The organism is Pseudomonas sp. zfem002 (assembly GCF_032621685.1).
Classification (GTDB): domain Bacteria; phylum Pseudomonadota; class Gammaproteobacteria; order Pseudomonadales; family Pseudomonadaceae; genus Aquipseudomonas; species Aquipseudomonas japonica.
Window position 1 is genome coordinate 494,043 of record NZ_JAVYJH010000002.1, and the last position, 18,706, is coordinate 512,748.

The window sequence follows — 18,706 nt, forward strand, 5'->3', positions numbered from 1 at the left end:
TGCCTGGCTTTGCCTGCCTACCTGGTATTTCTGTCAGTTGTGCCGCTGCGGCACTTGGCTCTTCAATCTGCTCAACCTCATCCGTGCCGCGCGCACGTCCATCGGGTTCGACATGATCTGGAGAGCACCCATGACCAGCACCGAAAGCTTCCCCGCCAACTCGCTTCTGGAAGAGCGCATCCGTCAGTTCAATGAGTGGGTCCGTGCGCGCCACGGCGAACGCGAGCGCAGCGGCGCCCTGGTGCTCGACCCGGTCTACATCCCCAACATGATCATGCCGGTGCAGACGGAGGGGGCGGTTGGCGGCGTCAACCACATGGCGGTGCACACCCATGCCTCGGGCCTGCTGATCATCATCCAGGCCTACCTGAACATGAAGGCGGGCGACTGGATCAAGGTGTTCTGGGGCAACGACAGCTCCCCCGTCACCTCCGGTCTCGTCCACCCCGGGCAGGAAGGCGAGAATTTCCCCATGTACATTGCCGCCAGCCAGGTGCCTGAAGGGGTCAATGATCTGTACTGCGTGGTGGTCCGGGCCGGCAGTGGCAACGAGGATGAATCCGAGCGGATCGGTGTGCTGGTACGCACGGTGTTTCCCGGCGGTACCGACCCCGAACCCGATGTGCCGGGCCACCAGCACCTGGCGGCCCCCGAGCCGGAGTTGCCGGACAGTGGCGTCATCGACGAGGAGGCGGCGAGGAACGGCGTCAAGGTCACCATCCCCGGCTACCCCAACATGCGCGTGTACGACACCATCACCCTGAGCTGGGGCGGACAACTGCTCGAGCATGAGGTGACCGAGGCCGACGTGGGCGCCGGTTCGGTGGATTTCCTGGTGACCGAGGAGGTGATCCTCGAGGCCGGCGACAGTGATGCCCTGATCCTGGTCTACCGGGTGATGGACGAGGTGCACAACCAGTCCAGTGAATGGTCGATCCGCACCAGCGTGCAGGTGGAGGTGGGGCTGGGTCTGTTCCCCGGCCCGGTGATCCTGAACCCCGATCCGGACGCCGACCCCTACGAGGTGATCGACCTCGACCTGCTGGGTACTGACGATCTGATCGTTCAGGCCTACGCCTACCCTGGAAGCGGCCTGCAGCTCAACGACGTGGTTGCGGCGACCTGGATCGGCACCACCGCACAAGGTGAAACCGTCACCGTGACGCCGGACGCGAAGACGGTGACACGGATGCCGATGGAGCTGGAGTTCGCCGTGCCCAACGCCGACGCCGTGAGGATGTCTGCCGGGCGTGCCCTGGCGTTCTATACGGTAACCCGCGATGGCAGCGTGGTCGGGCCGTCCAAGCGTTACTTCGTGAGCTTCCTCGGCAGCGAGCAGAAGCTGCCGAAACCGACGGTGCTCGAAGCGATCGAGGGCGTTCTCGCCCCGGACCTGGCGGAGGCCACCGTCAATGTGCCAGGCGATGCGCTGGGGGCGGGTGACACGGTGCGGCTGACCTGGCTCGGCACCCGCTCCGATGGCAGCGCGCTGCTCGAAGTGTTCGAGCACAACATCAGCGGCGGCAATGCCGGCAAGCCCTGGCTTGTGCCGATCCTCGGCGAAAAACTGATCGCGCCGCTGAATGGCGGCTCGCTGTCCCTCTATTACAAACTGCTCAAGTTCGCTGGGCCGGAGCTGGATTCGGAGCGCGAGTTGCTGCGGGTGGGCGAGGCCCAGTTCGAACTGCCGGCGCCGTTCACCCGACCACCGTCCGACGGCGGCGTGCTCGATCCCGAGGAGTTGCCCGCACAACTGGATATCGTCGTTTCCCCCTACTCGGGCATGAAGGCTGATCAGACGGTCCATCTGGTCTGGAGCGGCAGCGGCGGTACGGGCGAGTCGGACTACATGCCGATCAGCGAGCACATGGAAGGCAAGGAAGTGCTGTTCCAACTGGGCAAAGCCAAGGTCGAGGAATACCTGGGACAGGACATCGAACTGTCCTACCGGGTCGAAAGCGATGACGAGCCGACCCGCCTGTCCGCGATCGCCAGGTTCAGCATCGGGGCCAAACAGGCGCCACTGCCGCTACCGGTAGTGGTCGAGGCGGTCGACGGCATCCTCAATCCGTCCGATGCGCTGCAAGGTGCGACGGTGCGGATCCCGGTCGAGGCCGATCTGGAGTTCGGCGACGAAGTCGAGGTGACCTGGCAAGGCGACAAACCGGGTGGTGTCACCAAGGAAAGCAAGCAGGTGTTCCAGGGCGACGTTGGCAAGCCCTTCGACCTGACCATCGACTATGAGTACGTCGAGGCCAACGCCGAGGGCATGGTGGTGGTGTCCTATCAGGTGTTCAAACAGGACGGCTCCGCGCCAGTGTCCGGAACGCTGACCCTGCGGGTCCAGCGCGCCACCCTGCCGCTGCCGGTGATCCTCGAGGCCGAGGGCGATCAGCTCAACCCGGACGACGTCCTGAATGGGGCCACGGTGCGCATCGACGCCGCCGTGCAGGTCGAGGAGGGCAATACCGTGTACGTGCTGGTCGCCAGCAGTGCTTCGGGCGGCAGCACCACCATCTCTTATCTGGTACCACCAGGTGGCGGCGGGCAGCCGGTGCAGGTCACGATTCCCTATACGATCATCAACGCCAGCAACGGCACCACCTTCGATCTCGCCTACGAAGTCGAGCGAATCCCGGGTGGACCGGTGGAGGCGTCCGGCAAGCAGACCTACACGGTCAACCGCGAGGTCGGCTCCGGGCCGTTGCGGGTCATGGGCGCGCGTTTCAACGTCAACACCTACCGGGCGTCCAGCGCGCCGCGGATGATCAGTGCCTTCCACGACACCACCCTGGCGCCGATGCTCGCCGAGTGGCGCTACGAAGACAGCCAGCAATGGACGGCCAGGACGCACTGGTTTGACAACAAGCCGTGGCTGAAGCTCTACGTGCGCAGCGAAAGCCAGACCCTGGAGCTGCGTCCGTGCAATGTCGTCGGCAACGGTGCCGATACCACCGCCGACGGTGCCGCCGCCTTCGTCGCGATGCGCGACGAGGTCGTGGTCGGCAGCGAGCCGGAAGTCGACATGCGCGCCTGGGGCAACGAAACCTACGGCGGCAAATTGTCCCCGACTCTGATCACCATCAAGAACGTTGCCGAGATCACTGGCAGCGGCAATGGCTACGTGGCGCGCCTGCGCGATGGTTATGTGGTGCGCTGGGGTGGGGCGGCGGCGCCGGAGAAGAACGGCACCTTCGAGCAGGTGCGCAGCAATGCCCAGGCGTTCGTCGGTCGCCTGAGCGATGGCTCGCTGTATGCCTGGGGCCCGGCGACCCATGGGGTCCCGGTGTCGCAGGCGGTCGAGCAGCACAGGGACTACGTCGAGGTGCTCGGCGCGGCTATGGCATTCGCCGCGCGGCGGGCCAGCGGGCATGTGGTGGCCTGGGGCGACGTGAGCATGGGCGGGCAGATGAAGGAAGGCCAGGAGGCCATGGGCAACATCGTCCAGTTGGCCGGCAACTACGGCGCGTTCGCCGCGCTGCGCGACGGCGGCGGCTCGAAGACGGTGATCGCCTGGGGGCACACCAGCTACGGTGGCGATGTCTCCTCTGATGTCGCCAAGCTCACCAACATCAAGGCCCTCGGTGCCGCAACGGCCCAGGCCTTCAGTGTCCTGCTCGACGATGGTGGCCTGCAGGCCTGGGGAGCGGAAACCCATGGGGGCGTGGTGCACCCCGATATCCTGGCGATGAAGGACATCGTGGAAATCAGCAGCACCTGGCATGCCATGTGCGCGCGGCGCGCCAACGGCCATGTAGTGGCCTGGGGCAATGAGGACAACGGTGGAGACGTGGGGGAGGACATTGCCAAGATCTCCAACATCGTCTCGGTGGTCGGCAGTGCCTGGAGCTTCGCCGCGCTGCGTCGCGACGGCACGGTCGTCGCCTGGGGCGATGCGAAGACCGGTGGCGATACGACGCCGGTGGCCGCGCAACTGGTCAACGTGCGGGCCATCTATGCCAACAGCCACGGCTTCACCGCGCTGACCCACGACGGCCGGGTGGTGACCTGGGGTGTGGCGGCGGGTGGTGGCGACAGCTCGGCGGTGCAGCCGGACCTGACCGGCAAGCTCACCCACAGCCGCGTCGTGCCGCCCGGCGAAGCCGCGCTGCTGGACCCGGCGGCGGCGCAAGAGCAGGGCAAAGCCTGACATTGACGGCGATCGCGGCCCTGGCGATTGAAACCAGGGCCGCGCACAGAGGATCAAGCAGATGAACTCGATCAAGATGGACCTCGCCGCGCCCAGTGTCGATGGCGTGCTCAATGGCGAGCTGGACCCCAACAGCGTGCCGGAAGACGGTGCCAACGCGCATGTCCTGGAAGTACTCCCGGCGTGGGGGGGAGAGACCCTGACCCTGTACCTGCGCGACGACGACGGCACGGTACTGTTCGAACTGCCATGGCCGATCGGCCCCCATGGCCGGCCGATCACCCTCCCCATCGACAAGGACATCCTGCTGGCCAACATCGGCAAGGATGTGGCGGTGAGCTACAGCATCACCAATGTCGGCGACTCCGTTCCCCTCGAATTCAAACTGGCGCAGGGGTTTTCCGGGGCGGTGGAGTTCGATCTGTCGCCGCACAACTACCTGGTCGCCTACACCCATTCGCAGGCCCGGCCGCCCGCCGAGCTGCCGGCCTTTACCCGCATGCAGCGGGCCTTGCCCGGTGCCACCGGCTACAGCAGCAGCGACGAGAAAGTGGCCGTGGTGGACAGCCTCGGCATCGTCACCGCGCTGAGCAACGGCGCGGCCAGCATCACCGCGTCCGGCGCGCCGTCGGGGCCGGCCAGCTATCAGCTGACGGTCAAGGGTATCGACGAACTGCATGTGCTGAGCAGTGCCGCGGACTGGTCCGGGGCCGACCAGCTGTGCCGGGACACCGGCCTGAGCCTGCCCACGCTGGCGGATTTCTCCCGGCTGAAGCTGTTCTATCCGTTGCCCATCGGCTTTTACCTGGAGCTGCCGGACTACCCGGTGTGGGGCACGCTCATCGGCGCCGGAACCGCCAACACCTTCGACCTCAACAGCGGCGCCGCCGAGGGCATGGACATCAGTGCCCTGCTGCAGGCGGTGGGTGTTCTGCACGGCTGAGACTCGACCACCACCGCGGGCGCCGAGCCTGATCCGACGGTCGGCGCCGGGGAGACAGGAACATGAGCAATCTTTTGCTGCAAGGGTGCGGCAGGCTGGCACTTTGCCTGGTGTTCGCCCTCGGGACGCTGCAGGCCCATGCCCTCAACGGGCCGGAGGTCGCCCAGCGCCTGAACCAGGCCCACATCAGTACCCCGGAGCGCTGCGTGGGCAACCGCGCGGCCTATCACTGCAGCGGGGTGATGGCCAAGCAGGTGCTGCCCGGCGATCCGCAGCCGTTCTGGAGCCACGGACCGGACGCCATCGCCCGTGGCGCCGAGCGCTTCGACTATCTGCGCAGCGATGTCGCGGCGGGGCCGCTGGCCCAGGACAGCGGCTACATCCTCGCCGACCGCTTCACCGCCATCGGCCAGAACAAGGATTACCAGTTGCAGGGCGATGACGGCATGAACCGTCCGCCGGAGTTGCTGGTGGTCAACTGGGGGGCGGCGGCGCCGGCGCGGCTGCCGGTGCAGGCGCTGTACTACCGCTCGCTGGCCGGGCTGAAGCTGGCCCTGCGCGATCAGCTCGACTGGTTCGAGGCCACCGGCGACTGGCTGCCGGTCCTGCGCTTCGACCCCGGCGCCAGTCCCGGGCAGCAGTTCGGTTTCAACCAGCGTGATCAGCTCTACGGCGGCTATCAGGTGGCGGAGCGGATCAACCGGCGCTTCGCCGATACCGCCGATACCTGTCCCGATGGGCGTTCGGCGCTGTACTGCAATGGCGTGATCATCCGCGGGACCGGGTACGGTACCGGCTTCCACTCATGGAATCCCAGTCCGAATTCGGTCTCGCGCGACGGTGTGTCGTTTTCATATGTGCGCAGCGATGTCGGCACCGTCGGGGTGGTCGGCAACGAGGGGCTGATCTTTCACGAACTGGGCAGGCCCGCTGCCCATTCGGTGCGCTTTCGCTGCGCCTATCCGGCCAATGCGGGTACCAGCAGTATCCCCAACAGCTGTCGGGCCAGCTGCAAGTCGGAAAACATCACCACGGTCGCGGCGTGGAGGGCGAAGTACAACGCCAACCCCGGAGCGAGCTGCACCTTCCTCGACACGCCGGCCGAGTTTCAGCTCAACACCGATGTGCGGGTCGGGCAGGGCTGGGCCAACGGTCACAACGAACTGATCATCGGCGCCTGGCCGCAGGACATCCCGACCCAGTTGCCGATCGAGGCGGTCTTCTGGGAAGGCCCCGGGTTGACCGGTGCCCGTTATATCCAGAACGACTTCCTGCAGGAAACCGGAAGGTTCATGCCCATCGTGCGGGTCGACCTGGGCGCCCCGGCCGGCGCGAAGTTCGTCTATGTGCCGGCGGACCAGAGCTATTGAACGGGAGGGAATAACATGTGTGGATCCCTGTGTCGCTGGCTGTTCGTTCTCTGGCTCTGCCTCGACGTGGGGCAGGCCCTGGCGCTCAACGGTCCGGAACTGGCCCAGCGTCTGAACCAGGCCTGGAACAGCACGCCCGAGCACTGCGTGGACAACCACGCGGCCTATTACTGCAGCGGGGTGATGGCCAAGCCGATCCTGCCCACCGACCCCGCGCCGTTCTGGAGTCACGGGCCGGATGCGATCCAGCGCGGCGCGGAGCGCTTCGATTACCTGCGCCGTGATATCACGCCGGGTCCACTGAGCGAGGCCAGCGGTTACCTGTTCGCCGATCGTTTCACCGCCATCGGTCAGAACAAGGACTACCAGTTGCTCGGCGATGATGGCATGGACCGTCCGCCCGAGTTGCTGGTACGCAACTGGAATGCCACGCCGCCGACGCTATTGCCGGTGATTGCCGTGTACTACCACATCCACCAGCCTGCGGGCCTGGGCACGGCGTTGCGCAACCAGCGCGCCTGGTTCCAGGCCACTGGCGAATGGCTGCCGGTACTGCGCCTGGACAGCAGCGCGGAGCAGAATCCATTCGGATTCGATCTCAGGGAGCAGATGTATGTTGGCTACCAGGTGGCGGCGCGGCTCAACCAGCGTTATCAGGACGACAGGGCGATCTGTGCCGATGGCAAGGCGTCCCTGTACTGTGACGGGGTGCTGATCCGTGGCACGGTGCCCGGTCCGCCGCCGTCCTGGAACCCCAAGCCGAATGCCTACCAGGACAACGGTGTATCGTTTTCCTACCTGCGCCAGGACCTGGGCTCGCGCACCATCTTTTATGCGCAGGGCTTCATCTTTCGCGAGCTGAGCTTTCCGGCCAGTTATCCGGTGACCTTGCGTTGTGCCTATGCCGGCGACGCGGGAACCGGTCCTCCCGATCGCTGCCGTGCCGATTGCAGCCTCAAGGGCATTCATACGCTGGCCGACTACCGCAGGCATTATCCGACCGGCTACGCCCGAGACTGCAGCCTGGGCCCCAGTGCCCAGGCCTTCGACCTGAACAACCAGGTACGCCACAACCAGACCTGGACCGCCGGCACCTGGAACGAAATCATCATCGCGCCCTGGCCGCTGGATATTCCCAGGCGACTGCCGCTGGAGGCCTTCTTCTATAACTGGGCGCAGCCCGCAGGAGTGCAGGGCGCCCAGTACATCCAGCGCAATTACGCCCAGGTGACCGGCGGATTCCTGCCCATCGTGCTGATCGATCTCAGCGCGCCACCGGGCTCGGTGTTCACCTTCGATCCGGTGCAGCAGTCCATGCCGTGAGCGTGTTGCTTCCGGCCGCCCGTGCAAGACGGGCGGTCGTCGTGGCGCTGTTGCGCCCGGCGAATGGAATCTCCCATAACCCTTCGGCATCAGGTACAATTCCCGGCTATTTTTCGGCGGGCGTCCGGCCCGCGGCCTTTTTGAGTGTTGATCCGTGAGTGATTTGAGTCATATCCGCAATTTCTCCATCATCGCCCACATTGACCACGGCAAGTCGACCCTGGCTGACCGGTTCATCCAGATGTGCGGTGGCCTGAGCGACCGTGAGATGGAAGCGCAGGTCCTCGACTCCATGGACCTGGAGCGTGAACGCGGGATCACCATCAAGGCCCACAGCGTCACCCTGCATTACAAGGCCGGCGACGGCAAAACCTACCAGCTGAACTTCATCGACACCCCCGGCCACGTCGACTTCACCTACGAAGTCAGCCGCTCCCTGGCGGCCTGCGAGGGCGCGCTGCTGGTGGTCGATGCCGGTCAGGGCGTCGAGGCGCAGTCGGTAGCCAACTGCTACACCGCCATCGAACAGGGCCTGGAAGTCATGCCGGTCCTGAACAAGATGGACCTGCCGCAGGCCGATCCGGACCGCGTGAAGGAAGAAATCGAGAAGATCATCGGCATCGACGCCACCGACGCCGTAGCCTGCTCGGCGAAGAGCGGCATGGGCGTGGACGAGGTGCTGGAGCGCCTGGTGCAGAGCATTCCGGCGCCGGAAGGCGAGATCGACGCGCCGCTGCAGGCGCTGATCATCGACTCCTGGTTCGACAACTACCTGGGCGTCGTGTCCCTGGTCCGCGTGCGTCACGGCCGCGTGAAGAAGGGCGACAAGATCCTGGTCAAGTCCACCGGCAAGGTGCACCTGGTCGACAGCGTCGGCGTGTTCACGCCGAAGCACACCCAGACCACCGATCTCAAGGCCGGTGAAGTGGGCTTCATCATCGCCAGCATCAAGGACATCCATGGCGCGCCGGTAGGCGACACCCTGACCCTGTCCTCGACCCCGGAAGTGGCCGTGCTGGATGGCTTCAAGAAGATCCAGCCGCAGGTCTATGCCGGCCTGTTCCCTGTCAGTTCCGACGATTTCGAAGATTTTCGCGATGCGTTGCAGAAACTGACCCTGAACGATTCGTCGCTGCAGTACACCCCGGAAAGCTCCGACGCCCTAGGCTTCGGTTTCCGTTGCGGCTTCCTCGGCATGCTGCACATGGAGATCATCCAGGAGCGCCTGGAGCGCGAATACGACCTGGACCTGATCACCACCGCGCCAAGCGTTATCTTCGAGGTCAAGCTCAAGACCGGCGAAACCATCTACGTCGACAACCCGTCGAAGCTGCCGGACGTGTCCTCGGTCGAGGACTTCCGCGAGCCGATCGTCGCCGCGACCATCCTGGTGCCGCAGGAGCACCTGGGCAACGTCATCACCCTGTGCATCGAGAAACGCGGCGTGCAGCGCGACATGCAGTTCCTCGGCTCGCAGGTGCAGGTGCGCTATGACCTGCCGATGAACGAAGTGGTGCTGGACTTCTTCGACCGTCTCAAATCCACCAGCCGTGGCTATGCTTCGCTGGATTACCATTTCGACCGTTATCAGTCGGCCAACCTGGTCAAGCTCGACGTACTGATCAACGGCGACAAGGTCGATGCCCTGGCATTGATCGTTCACCGTGACAATGCGCACTACAAAGGTCGCGCGTTGACCGAGAAGATGAAGGAACTGATTCCTCGGCAGATGTTCGATGTGGCGATCCAGGCAGCCATTGGCGGCCAGATCGTTGCCCGGACCACGGTCAAGGCACTCAGAAAGAACGTACTGGCCAAGTGCTATGGTGGCGACGTGAGCCGTAAGCGCAAGCTGTTGGAGAAACAGAAGGCTGGTAAGAAACGCATGAAACAGGTGGGCAACGTGGAGATTCCACAGGAAGCCTTCCTCGCCGTGCTCCGCTTGGATAGCTAGGTCCTATGTCACTAAATTTCCCGCTGTTGCTTGTCATTGCAGTCGCTGTCTGTGGGCTGCTGGCGCTGCTCGATCTGCTGTTCCTGGCACCGCGCCGGCGGGCAGCGATCGCCACTTACCAGGGCAGCGTCAGCCAGCCCGAGATGTCGGTGGTCGAGCAGTTGAACAAGGAGCCGTTGCTGGTCGAGTACGGCAAGTCGTTCTTTCCGGTGCTGTTCATCGTGCTGGTGCTGCGTTCGTTCCTGGTCGAGCCGTTCCAGATCCCTTCGGGGTCGATGAAACCGACCCTGGAAGTGGGCGACTTCATCCTGGTCAACAAGTTCTCCTATGGCATCCGCCTGCCGGTGATCGACAAGAAGGTCATCGAGGTCGGTGATCCGCAACGCGGCGATGTGATGGTGTTCCGCTACCCGAGCGATCCGAACGTCAACTACATCAAGCGCGTGGTCGGCCTGCCGGGCGACCAGGTGCGCTATACCAGCGACAAGCGCCTGTACGTCAACGGCCAGTTGGTCGCCGAGCAACTGGTCGGTGCCGAGCCGGGCACGCTGGGCAGCGCGGAGCTGTTCAAGGAAAAGCTCGGCGAGGCCGAACACCTGATCCGCAAGCAGATGAGCCGCTACAACGTACCGGCCGACCAGCAGTGGACGGTGCCCGCCGGGCACTACTTCATGATGGGTGACAACCGCGACAACTCCAACGACAGCCGCTACTGGGACGATCCGTCGATTCCCAAGGAGCTGCTGGGCATGGTTCCGGACCAGAACATCGTCGGCAAGGCCTTTGCCGTATGGATGAGCTGGCCGGAGCCGAAACTCAGCCACTTCCCGAGCCTGTCGCGGGTAGGGCTGATCAAGTAGCACCTTCACGGCGCTGTCCCTCGGGACGGCGCCGAATGCTTTTCTGGCATAGGCTGTATCGAGGGGCCCCGCCGCGGCTCCCGGCCCTTGCAGGCCAGCAGGCATGATTCCATACCGTCTTTCAGGATCTGCATTTGAACAACGCTTTTCTGAACCACCAAGAACATCGCGTGGGTACACCGTGAGCCCTTCCCTGAGTCGCCTCGAGCGCAAGCTCGGCTACACCTTCAAGAACCAGGAGCTGATGCTGCTGGCCCTGACCCATCGCAGTTTCGCCGGGCGCAACAACGAGCGCCTGGAGTTCCTGGGCGATGCGATCCTCAACTTCGTCGCCGGCGAAGCCCTGTTCGAACGTTTTCCCCAGGCCCGCGAAGGCCAGCTGTCGCGTCTGCGCGCCCGCCTGGTGAAGGGCGAGACCCTGGCCCTGCTGGCCCGTGGCTTCGAGCTGGGCGACTACCTGCGCCTGGGCTCGGGCGAGCTGAAAAGCGGCGGTTTCCGTCGCGAGTCGATCCTCGCCGATGCCCTCGAGGCGCTGATCGGCGCGATCTACCTCGACGCCGACATGCAGACCGCCCGTGAGCGCGTGCTGTCCTGGCTGGCGGGCGAGTTCGACAGCCTGACCCTGGTCGACACCAACAAGGACCCGAAAACCCGCCTGCAGGAATTCCTCCAGTCGCGGGCCTGCGAACTGCCCCGCTATGAAGTGGTGGATATCCAGGGCGAGCCGCACTGCCGGACGTTCTTCGTCGAGTGCGAAGTGACCCTGTTGACCGAAAAGAGCCGGGGGCAGGGTGTCAGCCGGCGTATCGCCGAGCAGGTGGCAGCCGCCGCGGCACTGATCGCCCTGGGCGTGGAGAATGGCAATGACTGAAGAACTGAACACCACCCGTTGCGGCTACGTCGCCATCGTCGGCCGTCCCAACGTGGGCAAGTCGACGCTGCTCAACCATATCCTCGGGCAGAAGCTGGCGATCACCTCGCGCAAGCCGCAGACCACCCGCCACAACATGCTCGGGATCAAGACCGAGGGCGATATCCAGGCGATCTACGTCGATACCCCGGGCATGCACAAGAGCAACGAGAAGGCGCTCAACCGCTACATGAACAAGACCGCCTCGGCGGCGTTGAAGGACGTCGACGTGGTGATCTTCGTGGTCGACCGCACCCGCTGGACCGACGAGGACCAGTTGGTGCTCGAGCGCGTGCAGTACGTGCAGGGCCCGGTGATCCTGGCGATCAACAAGACCGACCGCATCGAGGAGAAGGCCGAGCTGATCCCGCACCTGCAATGGCTGCAGGAACAACTGCCGAACGCCGAGATCGTGCCGATCTCCGCGCAGCAGGGGCACAACCTCGACGCCCTGGAAGGCCTGATCGCCAAGCACCTGCCGGAGAACGAGCACTTCTTCCCGGAAGACCAGATCACCGACCGCAGCAGCCGCTTCCTCGCCGCCGAGCTGGTGCGCGAGAAGATCATGCGCCAGCTCGGCGCCGAGCTGCCGTACCAGATCACCGTGGAAATCGAGGAATTCAAGCAGCAGGGCCATGTCCTGCACATCCATGCGCTGATCCTGGTGGAACGCGACGGGCAGAAGAAAATCATCATTGGCGACAAGGGCGAGCGCATCAAGCGCATCGGTTCCGAGGCGCGCAAGGACATGGAAGTGCTGTTCGACGCCAAGGTCATGCTCAACCTCTGGGTCAAGGTCAAGGGCGGCTGGTCCGACGACGAGCGCGCCCTGCGTTCGCTGGGTTACGGCGACCTGTAAGCCCCCGCGCCCGGCGGCGTCCGCTGCCGGGCCAAGCCTTCTTCGAAGCCGATCATGGAACAGCCAGAGGCCCTGCCGGCCTACGTCCTGCACAACCGCGCCTACCGCGAAACCAGCGCCCTGGTGGATTTCCTCACCCCGCAGGGGCGGGTCCGCGCGGTCATGCGCCGCGCCCGCGGCAAGGGCGGCAGCCTGGCGCGGCCGTTCGTACCGCTGGAAGTGGAACTGCGCGGGCGTGGCGAGCTGAAGAACGTCGGCCGCCTGGACAGCGTCGGCGTTGCCGCCTGGTTGCATGGCGACGCGCTGTTCAGCGGGCTGTACCTGAATGAACTGCTGATCCGCCTGTTGCCGGCGGAAGATCCCCATCCCGTGCTGTTCGACCACTACGCCGCGACCCTGCAGGCGCTGGCCGCCGGGCGTGCGCTGGAGCCGCTGCTGCGCAGCTTCGAATGGCGCCTGCTGGACGAGCTGGGCTATGCCTTCGCCCTCGACCAGGACATCAACGGCGATGCCCTGGTGGCGGATGGCTGGTACCGCCTGCAGGTGGATGCCGGGCTGGAGCGGGTCTACCTGCTGCAGCCGGGGTTGTTCAGCGGTGTCGAACTGGCGGCCATGGCCAACGCCGACTGGGACGCGCCCGGCGCCCTGAGCGCGGCCAAGCGCCTGATGCGCCAGGCCCTGGCCGTTCATCTGGGCGGCCGGCCCCTGGTCAGCCGGGAACTGTTTCGCAAGCGTTGAGCTCGTCGTATGCTGTCGGGCTCAACTTTCAGGAGAGCTTCTTCGTGACTCACAGCAACCGCATCCTTCTCGGCGTCAACATCGACCACGTGGCGACCCTGCGCCAGGCCCGTGGCACCCGATACCCCGACCCGGTCAAGGCCGCGCTGGATGCCGAAGAGGCCGGTGCCGACGGCATCACCGTGCACCTGCGCGAAGATCGCCGGCACATCCAGGAGCGCGACGTGCTGGTGCTCAAGGACGTGCTGCAGACCCGCATGAACTTCGAGATGGGTGTCACCGAGGAAATGATGGCGTTCGCCGAGCGCATCCGTCCGGCGCATATCTGCCTGGTGCCGGAGACTCGTCAGGAACTGACCACCGAGGGCGGCCTCGACGTGGCTGGCCAGGAAGCACGGATCAAGGCGGCGGTGGAGCGCCTGTCGCGTCTTGGTTCGGAAGTGTCGCTGTTCATTGACGCAGACGAGCGCCAGATCGAAGCCTCGCGCCGGGTTGGCGCACCGGCGATCGAACTGCATACCGGGCGCTATGCCGATGCGCACACCCCAGGCGAGGAAGCCGACGAACTCAAGCGCATCGCCGATGGTGTGGCCTTTGGCCTGGGCCAGGGGCTGATCGTCAATGCCGGGCATGGCCTGCACTACCACAATGTGGAGGCGGTGGCGGCGATCAAGGGCATCAACGAACTGAACATCGGCCATGCGCTGGTGGCCCATGCGCTGTTCGTCGGCTTCAAGGGCGCCGTGGCGGAGATGAAGGCGCTGATCCTGGCGGCCAGCCGCGGTTAAAGACGCTTCCGGCCGTTGTTGTAGGAGCGGGCTTGCCCGCGAAAGGACCGCAAAGCGGTCCCAGACCTCGCTGCTATCCGCTATCAGGGACCGCTTTGCGGTCCTTTCGCGGGCAGCGCCCGCTCCTACAGGCTCGCCACGACCGTTTACCCCGGAAACACCAGGCTGAACCGCGTCGGCCCCCGCAGCGAACTGCTCACCTCGACCCGCCCACCATGCACCTGCATGATCGAGCGCACGATCGCCAGGCCCAGCCCGGTTCCGCCATCCAGCCGCGAGCGGCCGCTGCCCACCCGGTAGAAGCGCTCGAACAGATGGGGCAGATGCTCCGTGGCTATTCCCGGTCCGCCATTTTCCACCCAGCAATGCAGGCCGTCGTCCCGCGCGCCGATGCCGATGCGCACCACGCTGCCCTCGGGCGCATGCCGGATGGCATTGCTCAACAGATTCGACAACGCCCGCTGCACCATCAGCCGATCGCCACTCACCGTGCCCCAGCCGCTGACCTTCAATGTGATCCCGCGGCTTTCCGCGCTGATATCGAACAACTCCGCTACCCGCCGCGCCTCGTCGTCCAGGGCCACCGGGTTGAGCTGCATCTTCACCAGGGGTTGCTCGACCTGCGCGAGAAACAGCATGTCGGTGATGATCCGGCTCAGGCGGGTCAGCTCCTCGATGCTGTCTTCCAGGGCCACCTTGTAATCCGCCGTCGGCCGCTCGCGGCTGAGGGTGACCTGGGCCCGGCCCATCAGGTTGCTGATCGGCGTGCGCAACTCGTGGGCGAGGTCGTCGGAAAACTGGGACAACTGCTGTACGCCGTTTTCCAGGCGATCGAGCATGACGTTGATGCTTCGCGCCAGGGTCTGCAGTTCCTGCGGCAGGCGGGTTTCCGGCAGGCGGTGGCCGAGGTCCTGGGCGGACACCTGCTCGGCGATACGGCGAAACCGGCGCAGGGGCGACAGGCCGCGCTGCACCAGCTTCCAGGCGCAGACGCCGATCAGCAGCAGCAACAGCGGCAGGGCGAACAGGGTGGAGCGCAGGTAGGCATGAAGCAGGTCGAGGTCTTCGCTGCGATTGAGGGTCAGCAGCACCTGCACCGCCGTGCCGTCCTGCAGACGCATGCTGTGGGTGGCGCTCAGCAGCGAGTTGTTGCGGCTGTCGGTCCACTCGCTGAAGGCCAGGCGCGGACCGATCGGCAGCGGCTCCTTCGGTGTCTCCAGTGCCGGGCCGAGGCTAAGCCGGGCCGGATGGCGGGCGCTGAGCTCGATCACACTGAGGCTCAGGTTGTCATGGCCCATCACCACATCCAGCAACGGGTGGGCACGGGCGCGCAGGTCGCTGACCCGCAGATCGACGTTCAGGCTGTGCTCGATCTGTTCCATCTTGCGTTCGAGATGGTCGCGGGCGCGCCGTTCCAGTTCGCGATCCAGGGCCATCACCGCCAGCGCCGCGAGCAACAGCACCAGCGCCGCGCCCATCAGGATCACGCTCAGGCCCAGGCGCAGCGACAGGCGCGCAGGCCTCACGGGCGGGCTTCCAGGACGTAGCCGACACCGCGCAGGGTATGGATCAGTTTGTCCTCGAACGGATCGTCGATCTTCGCCCGCAGGCGGCGGATCGACACCTCCACCACATTGGTGTCGCAGTCGAAATTCATGTCCCAGACCAGCGAAATGATCTGCGTGCGCGACAGCACCTCGCCGCTCTGGCGCATCAGCAGGTGCAGCAGGGCGAATTCCTTGGCGGTCAGGTCGATGCGCTGGCCGGCGCGCCAGGCACGGTGGCGGCCGGGGTCGAGCTCGAGGTCGGCGACTTTCAGCGTCGATGGTTGCAACGACTGCTCACTGCGTCGCAGGAGGCTGCGCACCCGTGCCAGCAGCTCGGGAAACTCGAAGGGCTTGAGCAGGTAGTCGTCGGCACCCAGGTCGAGGCCCTTGACCCGGTCGGACAGGCGGCCGTGGGCGGTCAGCATCATGATCCGCGTCGCCGACTGCGCGCGCAGGCGTTGCAGCACGGTCCAGCCGTCCAGCTGCGGCAGGTTGACGTCGAGAATGACCAGGTCGTAGGTCTGCTGCAGGGCCAGGTGCAGGCCGTCGGCGCCGTTGCGGGCGCAGTCGACCACGTAGCCGTTCTCGCTGAGGCCCTGCTGCAGGTAGTCGGCGGTACGGACCTCGTCCTCGATGACAAGTAGGCGCATGAAAGTCTCGAACTGAAGAAAAGCGGCGATTCTCGACCTTGAAGCAGCTTCAGGGTCAAGGGCGGGGGAAGGAATGGTATGACAGGGTGTTGCGAAGGAGGGGTAAGTTACAGATTTGTAATGTTTCAGCCATTTGGGGGTTAGGTGATCTTTCGGCCCGTATAGCGGGCTTGTTGTGGGAGCGAGCTTGCTGGCGAACGGCGGCGTAGCCGTCGTAAAACCTGAGTCCTGGGTTTGGAGGGCATAACGGGGACTCAGGTTTCGTGGCCGCTTCGCGCCCATTCGCGAGCAAGCTCGCTCCCACAAGGGTTGTGTTTGCCCCCTATTTTCTGGCCACCAGCACCGCCCGGCGTGGCGCCGGCAGGCCCTCGACGGTCCGGCTGTGATCCTGCGGATCGAGGAAATCGCTCAGCGACTGGTACTTCATCCACTCGGTGCTGCGCTGTTCCTCGACGCTGGTCAGGCTGACGTCGACGCAGCGCACCTCGCGGAACCCGGCACGGCGCAGCCAGCGCTCCAGCGCCGGCACCGACGGCAGGAACCACACGTTGCGCATCTGTGCGTAGCGGTCTTCCGGGACCAGCACCTGGTTCTCGTCGCCTTCGATCACCAGGGTCTCCAGCACCAGTTCGCCGCCCTTGAGCAAACAGTCCTTGAGCGCCAGCAGGTGCTCGATGGGCGAACGCCGGTGATAGAACACGCCCATGGAAAACACTGTGTCGAAGCCTTCCAGGGCCGGCGGCAGGTCTTCCAGGGCGAACGGCAGGTGCCAGGCCGGCAGGTCCGGCAGGTAGCGCTGGACCGCCTGGAACTGGCAGAAGAACAGCCAGTTGGGGTCGATGCCGATCACGCTGTCGGCGCCGGCGCCGAGCATGCGCCACTGGTAGTAGCCATTGCCGCAACCGACATCCAGCACGCGCTTGCCGCGCAGGTCCAGGTGCGGCGAGACCCGTGACCATTTCCAGTCCGAGCGCCATTCGGTGTCGACATGCACGCCGAACAGGTCGAACGGGCCCTTGCGCCACGGCGACAGGCCCATCAGCGCGGCGCGGGCCTGCTCGCGGGTGGCGTCGTCGCAGGCGAAGTCCAGGCGCAGGCCGTTGACCAGGTCGACGTCGCTGGGCGCCAGGTCAGGCAGGCCGTCCAGCGCGCTCTGCCAGCGTTCCAGGTCGCCATGACCCTTTTCCAGCTTGGTATCGAGTTGCGCCTGCAGGCCTTGCGACCAGGGGGCCAGGGGAGTGCCCGCCAGACGGCGGACGAGGGAAGACAGATCGATCATGGCAGGGCAATCAGAGAGGCGAAGTTCAGGCACTGGAACCACGGCACCACCTTGGAGAAACCGGCGGCCTCGAGGCGTGCGCGGTGTTCTTCGAGGCTGTCGGGTTTCATCACGTTTTCGATGGCGCTGCGTTTCTGGGCGATTTCCAGTTCGCTGTAGCCGTTGGCACGCTTGAAGGCGATATGCAGGTCGGTGAGCAGGGCGTGTTCATCTTCGTCGGCGAAGCGCAGTTTTTCCGAGAGGATCAGCGCACCACCGGGCACCAGGGCCTGGCGGATCCGCGCGAGCAGGGCCAGGCGCGCCGCCGGTTCGATGAACTGCAGGGTGAAGTTCATCGCCACCACCGAGGCCGGTTGCAGTTCAAGGGCGGTGATATCGGCTTCGATCACCTGCACCGGGAGCAGCTCCTGGTGCATGGCGTCCTGGGCCTTGAGGTACTCGGTGCAACGCTCGACCATGGCCGGCGAGTTGTCCACCGCCAGCACCCGGCAGCCTTCGCTGCGCACATGGCGGCGCAGGGCCTGGGTCACGGCGCCGAGGGAACTGCCGAGGTCGTAGAGCAGGGTATCCGGGCGGGCGAACTGCGCGGCGAGCACGCCGATGTTCTCGACGATGGTCGGGTAGCCGGGCACCGAGCGCTTGATCATGTCGGGGAAGACCCGCACGACATCTTCGTTGAAGGTGAAATCGGGAACCTGGGCCAGGGGAGTGGCGAACAGGCGATCGGGCTCTTTGCTCACGGCGTCATCACGGGGCAGTCGGACAGGGCGGGCATTTTAGCCAAGTTGCCCTGTCGATGCATGCCGCTTCGATCAGCGTACCTCGATGTCGCAGTCGAAGGTGCGCGCGGGTTTCTCTTCCGGGGCCCAGGGTTGCTGGTAGACCAGCAGCAGATGGCCGCTGCCGGGCTGGCTGGCACGCCAGCGCCAGGTGGACTGCCCGGCGCTGCCGACCATGCCGTCGCTGTCGGCGCTGCTGTAGACCTCGGGGCCGAGGGCGGTGAGCACGGCGGTGGCAGGGTTCTGCAGCAGCCAGCGGTAGCCGGTGCTGGGGTTGCTCGGCAGGCTCAGGGTCAGGGCCTGGCCGACAGCGAGGTGGACGGGGCACTGGCTCTGCGCTTCCAGCACCACCGGTTCGGTGCGGGTGGCGTCGTGGGAACAGGCGGCCAGCAGGCTGACGCCCAGCAGCAGGGCGGCACGGCGGATGGTCATGGGCACTCCGGGTCGCAGGGTGGGATGCGGCGGGAGCTTAAACCGGAACGGTGATGTGGTTCTAGCGGATTGCATATGTCTGTAGGAGCGGGCTTTGCCCGCGAAAGGACCGCGCAGCGGTCCC

Annotated in this window: 15 protein-coding genes; 10 read left to right on the plus strand and 5 right to left on the minus strand. The window is 65.3% G+C overall.

Features of this window, described 5'->3' with window-relative positions:
• Positions 1 to 130: 130 nt before the first annotated feature.
• The 10 genes from RTI28_RS05610 to pdxJ all read left to right on the plus strand — a co-directional run bounded on the left by RTI28_RS05610 (position 131) and on the right by pdxJ (position 13,895).
• Entirely contained in the window at positions 131 to 4,150 is a 4,020-nt protein-coding gene (locus RTI28_RS05610) for a hypothetical protein (protein WP_316919513.1), read from the plus strand.
• A 61-nt stretch (positions 4,151 to 4,211) separates the two neighbouring features.
• Positions 4,212 to 5,093: an Ig-like domain-containing protein gene (locus tag RTI28_RS05615; RefSeq protein WP_316919514.1), complete on the plus strand. Its 882-nt coding sequence runs from the start codon at positions 4,212 to 4,214 to the stop codon at positions 5,091 to 5,093.
• A gap of 62 nt (positions 5,094 to 5,155) precedes the next feature.
• A complete protein-coding gene (locus RTI28_RS05620; protein ID WP_316919515.1) occupies positions 5,156 to 6,463 on the plus strand; it encodes a hypothetical protein in 1,308 nt (435 codons plus the stop codon).
• Between the two features lie 15 nt (positions 6,464 to 6,478).
• Entirely contained in the window at positions 6,479 to 7,786 is a 1,308-nt protein-coding gene (locus RTI28_RS05625) for a hypothetical protein (protein ID WP_316919516.1), read from the plus strand.
• A 154-nt stretch (positions 7,787 to 7,940) separates the two neighbouring features.
• Positions 7,941 to 9,740, plus strand: coding sequence for a translation elongation factor 4 (gene lepA / locus RTI28_RS05630; protein WP_316919517.1), 1,800 nt, complete (start codon positions 7,941 to 7,943; stop codon positions 9,738 to 9,740).
• Between the two features lie 5 nt (positions 9,741 to 9,745).
• A complete protein-coding gene (gene lepB / locus RTI28_RS05635) occupies positions 9,746 to 10,600 on the plus strand; it encodes a signal peptidase I (protein WP_316919518.1) in 855 nt (284 codons plus the stop codon).
• A gap of 181 nt (positions 10,601 to 10,781) precedes the next feature.
• Entirely contained in the window at positions 10,782 to 11,471 is a 690-nt protein-coding gene (gene rnc, locus RTI28_RS05640) for a ribonuclease III (protein ID WP_042122669.1), read from the plus strand.
• Positions 11,464 to 12,369 (plus strand): GTPase Era, encoded by a 906-nt coding sequence (gene era / locus RTI28_RS05645; RefSeq protein ID WP_042122670.1) that lies wholly within the window; start codon positions 11,464 to 11,466, stop codon positions 12,367 to 12,369. The genes rnc and era overlap by 8 nt, the downstream gene beginning before the upstream one ends.
• Positions 12,370 to 12,423: 54 nt before the next feature.
• Positions 12,424 to 13,107: a DNA repair protein RecO gene (gene recO, locus RTI28_RS05650; protein WP_316919519.1), complete on the plus strand. Its 684-nt coding sequence runs from the start codon at positions 12,424 to 12,426 to the stop codon at positions 13,105 to 13,107.
• A 44-nt stretch (positions 13,108 to 13,151) separates the two neighbouring features.
• A complete protein-coding gene (gene pdxJ / locus RTI28_RS05655; protein ID WP_316919520.1) occupies positions 13,152 to 13,895 on the plus strand; it encodes a pyridoxine 5'-phosphate synthase in 744 nt (247 codons plus the stop codon).
• 146 nt (positions 13,896 to 14,041) lie between these two features.
• Here pdxJ and RTI28_RS05660 read toward each other — a convergent pair whose 3' ends face one another.
• The 5 genes from RTI28_RS05660 to RTI28_RS05680 all read right to left on the minus strand — a co-directional run bounded on the left by RTI28_RS05660 (position 14,042) and on the right by RTI28_RS05680 (position 18,582).
• Complete coding sequence (locus tag RTI28_RS05660; RefSeq protein ID WP_316919521.1) at positions 14,042 to 15,421, minus strand: heavy metal sensor histidine kinase; 1,380 nt, start codon at positions 15,419 to 15,421, stop codon at positions 14,042 to 14,044.
• Positions 15,418 to 16,092: a heavy metal response regulator transcription factor gene (locus tag RTI28_RS05665; protein WP_042122674.1), complete on the minus strand. Its 675-nt coding sequence runs from the start codon at positions 16,090 to 16,092 to the stop codon at positions 15,418 to 15,420. Before RTI28_RS05665 ends, RTI28_RS05660 begins: the two co-directional genes overlap by 4 nt.
• 322 nt (positions 16,093 to 16,414) lie before the next feature.
• On the minus strand, positions 16,415 to 17,371 hold the full coding sequence (cmoB, locus tag RTI28_RS05670) for a tRNA 5-methoxyuridine(34)/uridine 5-oxyacetic acid(34) synthase CmoB (RefSeq protein ID WP_316919522.1): 957 nt from the start codon (positions 17,369 to 17,371) through the stop codon (positions 16,415 to 16,417).
• Entirely contained in the window at positions 17,368 to 18,111 is a 744-nt protein-coding gene (gene cmoA / locus RTI28_RS05675) for a carboxy-S-adenosyl-L-methionine synthase CmoA (RefSeq protein ID WP_316919523.1), read from the minus strand. The genes cmoB and cmoA overlap by 4 nt, the downstream gene beginning before the upstream one ends.
• 72 nt (positions 18,112 to 18,183) lie before the next feature.
• Positions 18,184 to 18,582 (minus strand): protease inhibitor I42 family protein, encoded by a 399-nt coding sequence (locus RTI28_RS05680; RefSeq protein ID WP_316919524.1) that lies wholly within the window; start codon positions 18,580 to 18,582, stop codon positions 18,184 to 18,186.
• Between the last annotated feature and the right edge of the window lie 124 nt (positions 18,583 to 18,706).

Bases quoted from the DNA above. Each gene is read 5' to 3' on its own strand.
- RTI28_RS05610 (WP_316919513.1), top strand. From the start codon at position 131: ATGACCAGCACCGAAAGCTTCCCCGCCAACTCGCTTCTGGAAGAGCGC.
- RTI28_RS05615 (WP_316919514.1), top strand. From the start codon at position 4,212: ATGAACTCGATCAAGATGGACCTCGCCGCGCCCAGTGTCGATGGCGTG.
- RTI28_RS05620 (WP_316919515.1), top strand. From the start codon at position 5,156: ATGAGCAATCTTTTGCTGCAAGGGTGCGGCAGGCTGGCACTTTGCCTG.
- RTI28_RS05625 (WP_316919516.1), top strand. From the start codon at position 6,479: ATGTGTGGATCCCTGTGTCGCTGGCTGTTCGTTCTCTGGCTCTGCCTC.
- lepB (WP_316919518.1), top strand. From the start codon at position 9,746: ATGTCACTAAATTTCCCGCTGTTGCTTGTCATTGCAGTCGCTGTCTGT.
- era (WP_042122670.1), top strand. From the start codon at position 11,464: ATGACTGAAGAACTGAACACCACCCGTTGCGGCTACGTCGCCATCGTC.
- recO (WP_316919519.1), top strand. From the start codon at position 12,424: ATGGAACAGCCAGAGGCCCTGCCGGCCTACGTCCTGCACAACCGCGCC.
- RTI28_RS05665 (WP_042122674.1), bottom strand. From the start codon at position 16,092: ATGCGCCTACTTGTCATCGAGGACGAGGTCCGTACCGCCGACTACCTG.
- cmoB (WP_316919522.1), bottom strand. From the start codon at position 17,371: ATGATCGATCTGTCTTCCCTCGTCCGCCGTCTGGCGGGCACTCCCCTG.
- RTI28_RS05680 (WP_316919524.1), bottom strand. From the start codon at position 18,582: ATGACCATCCGCCGTGCCGCCCTGCTGCTGGGCGTCAGCCTGCTGGCC.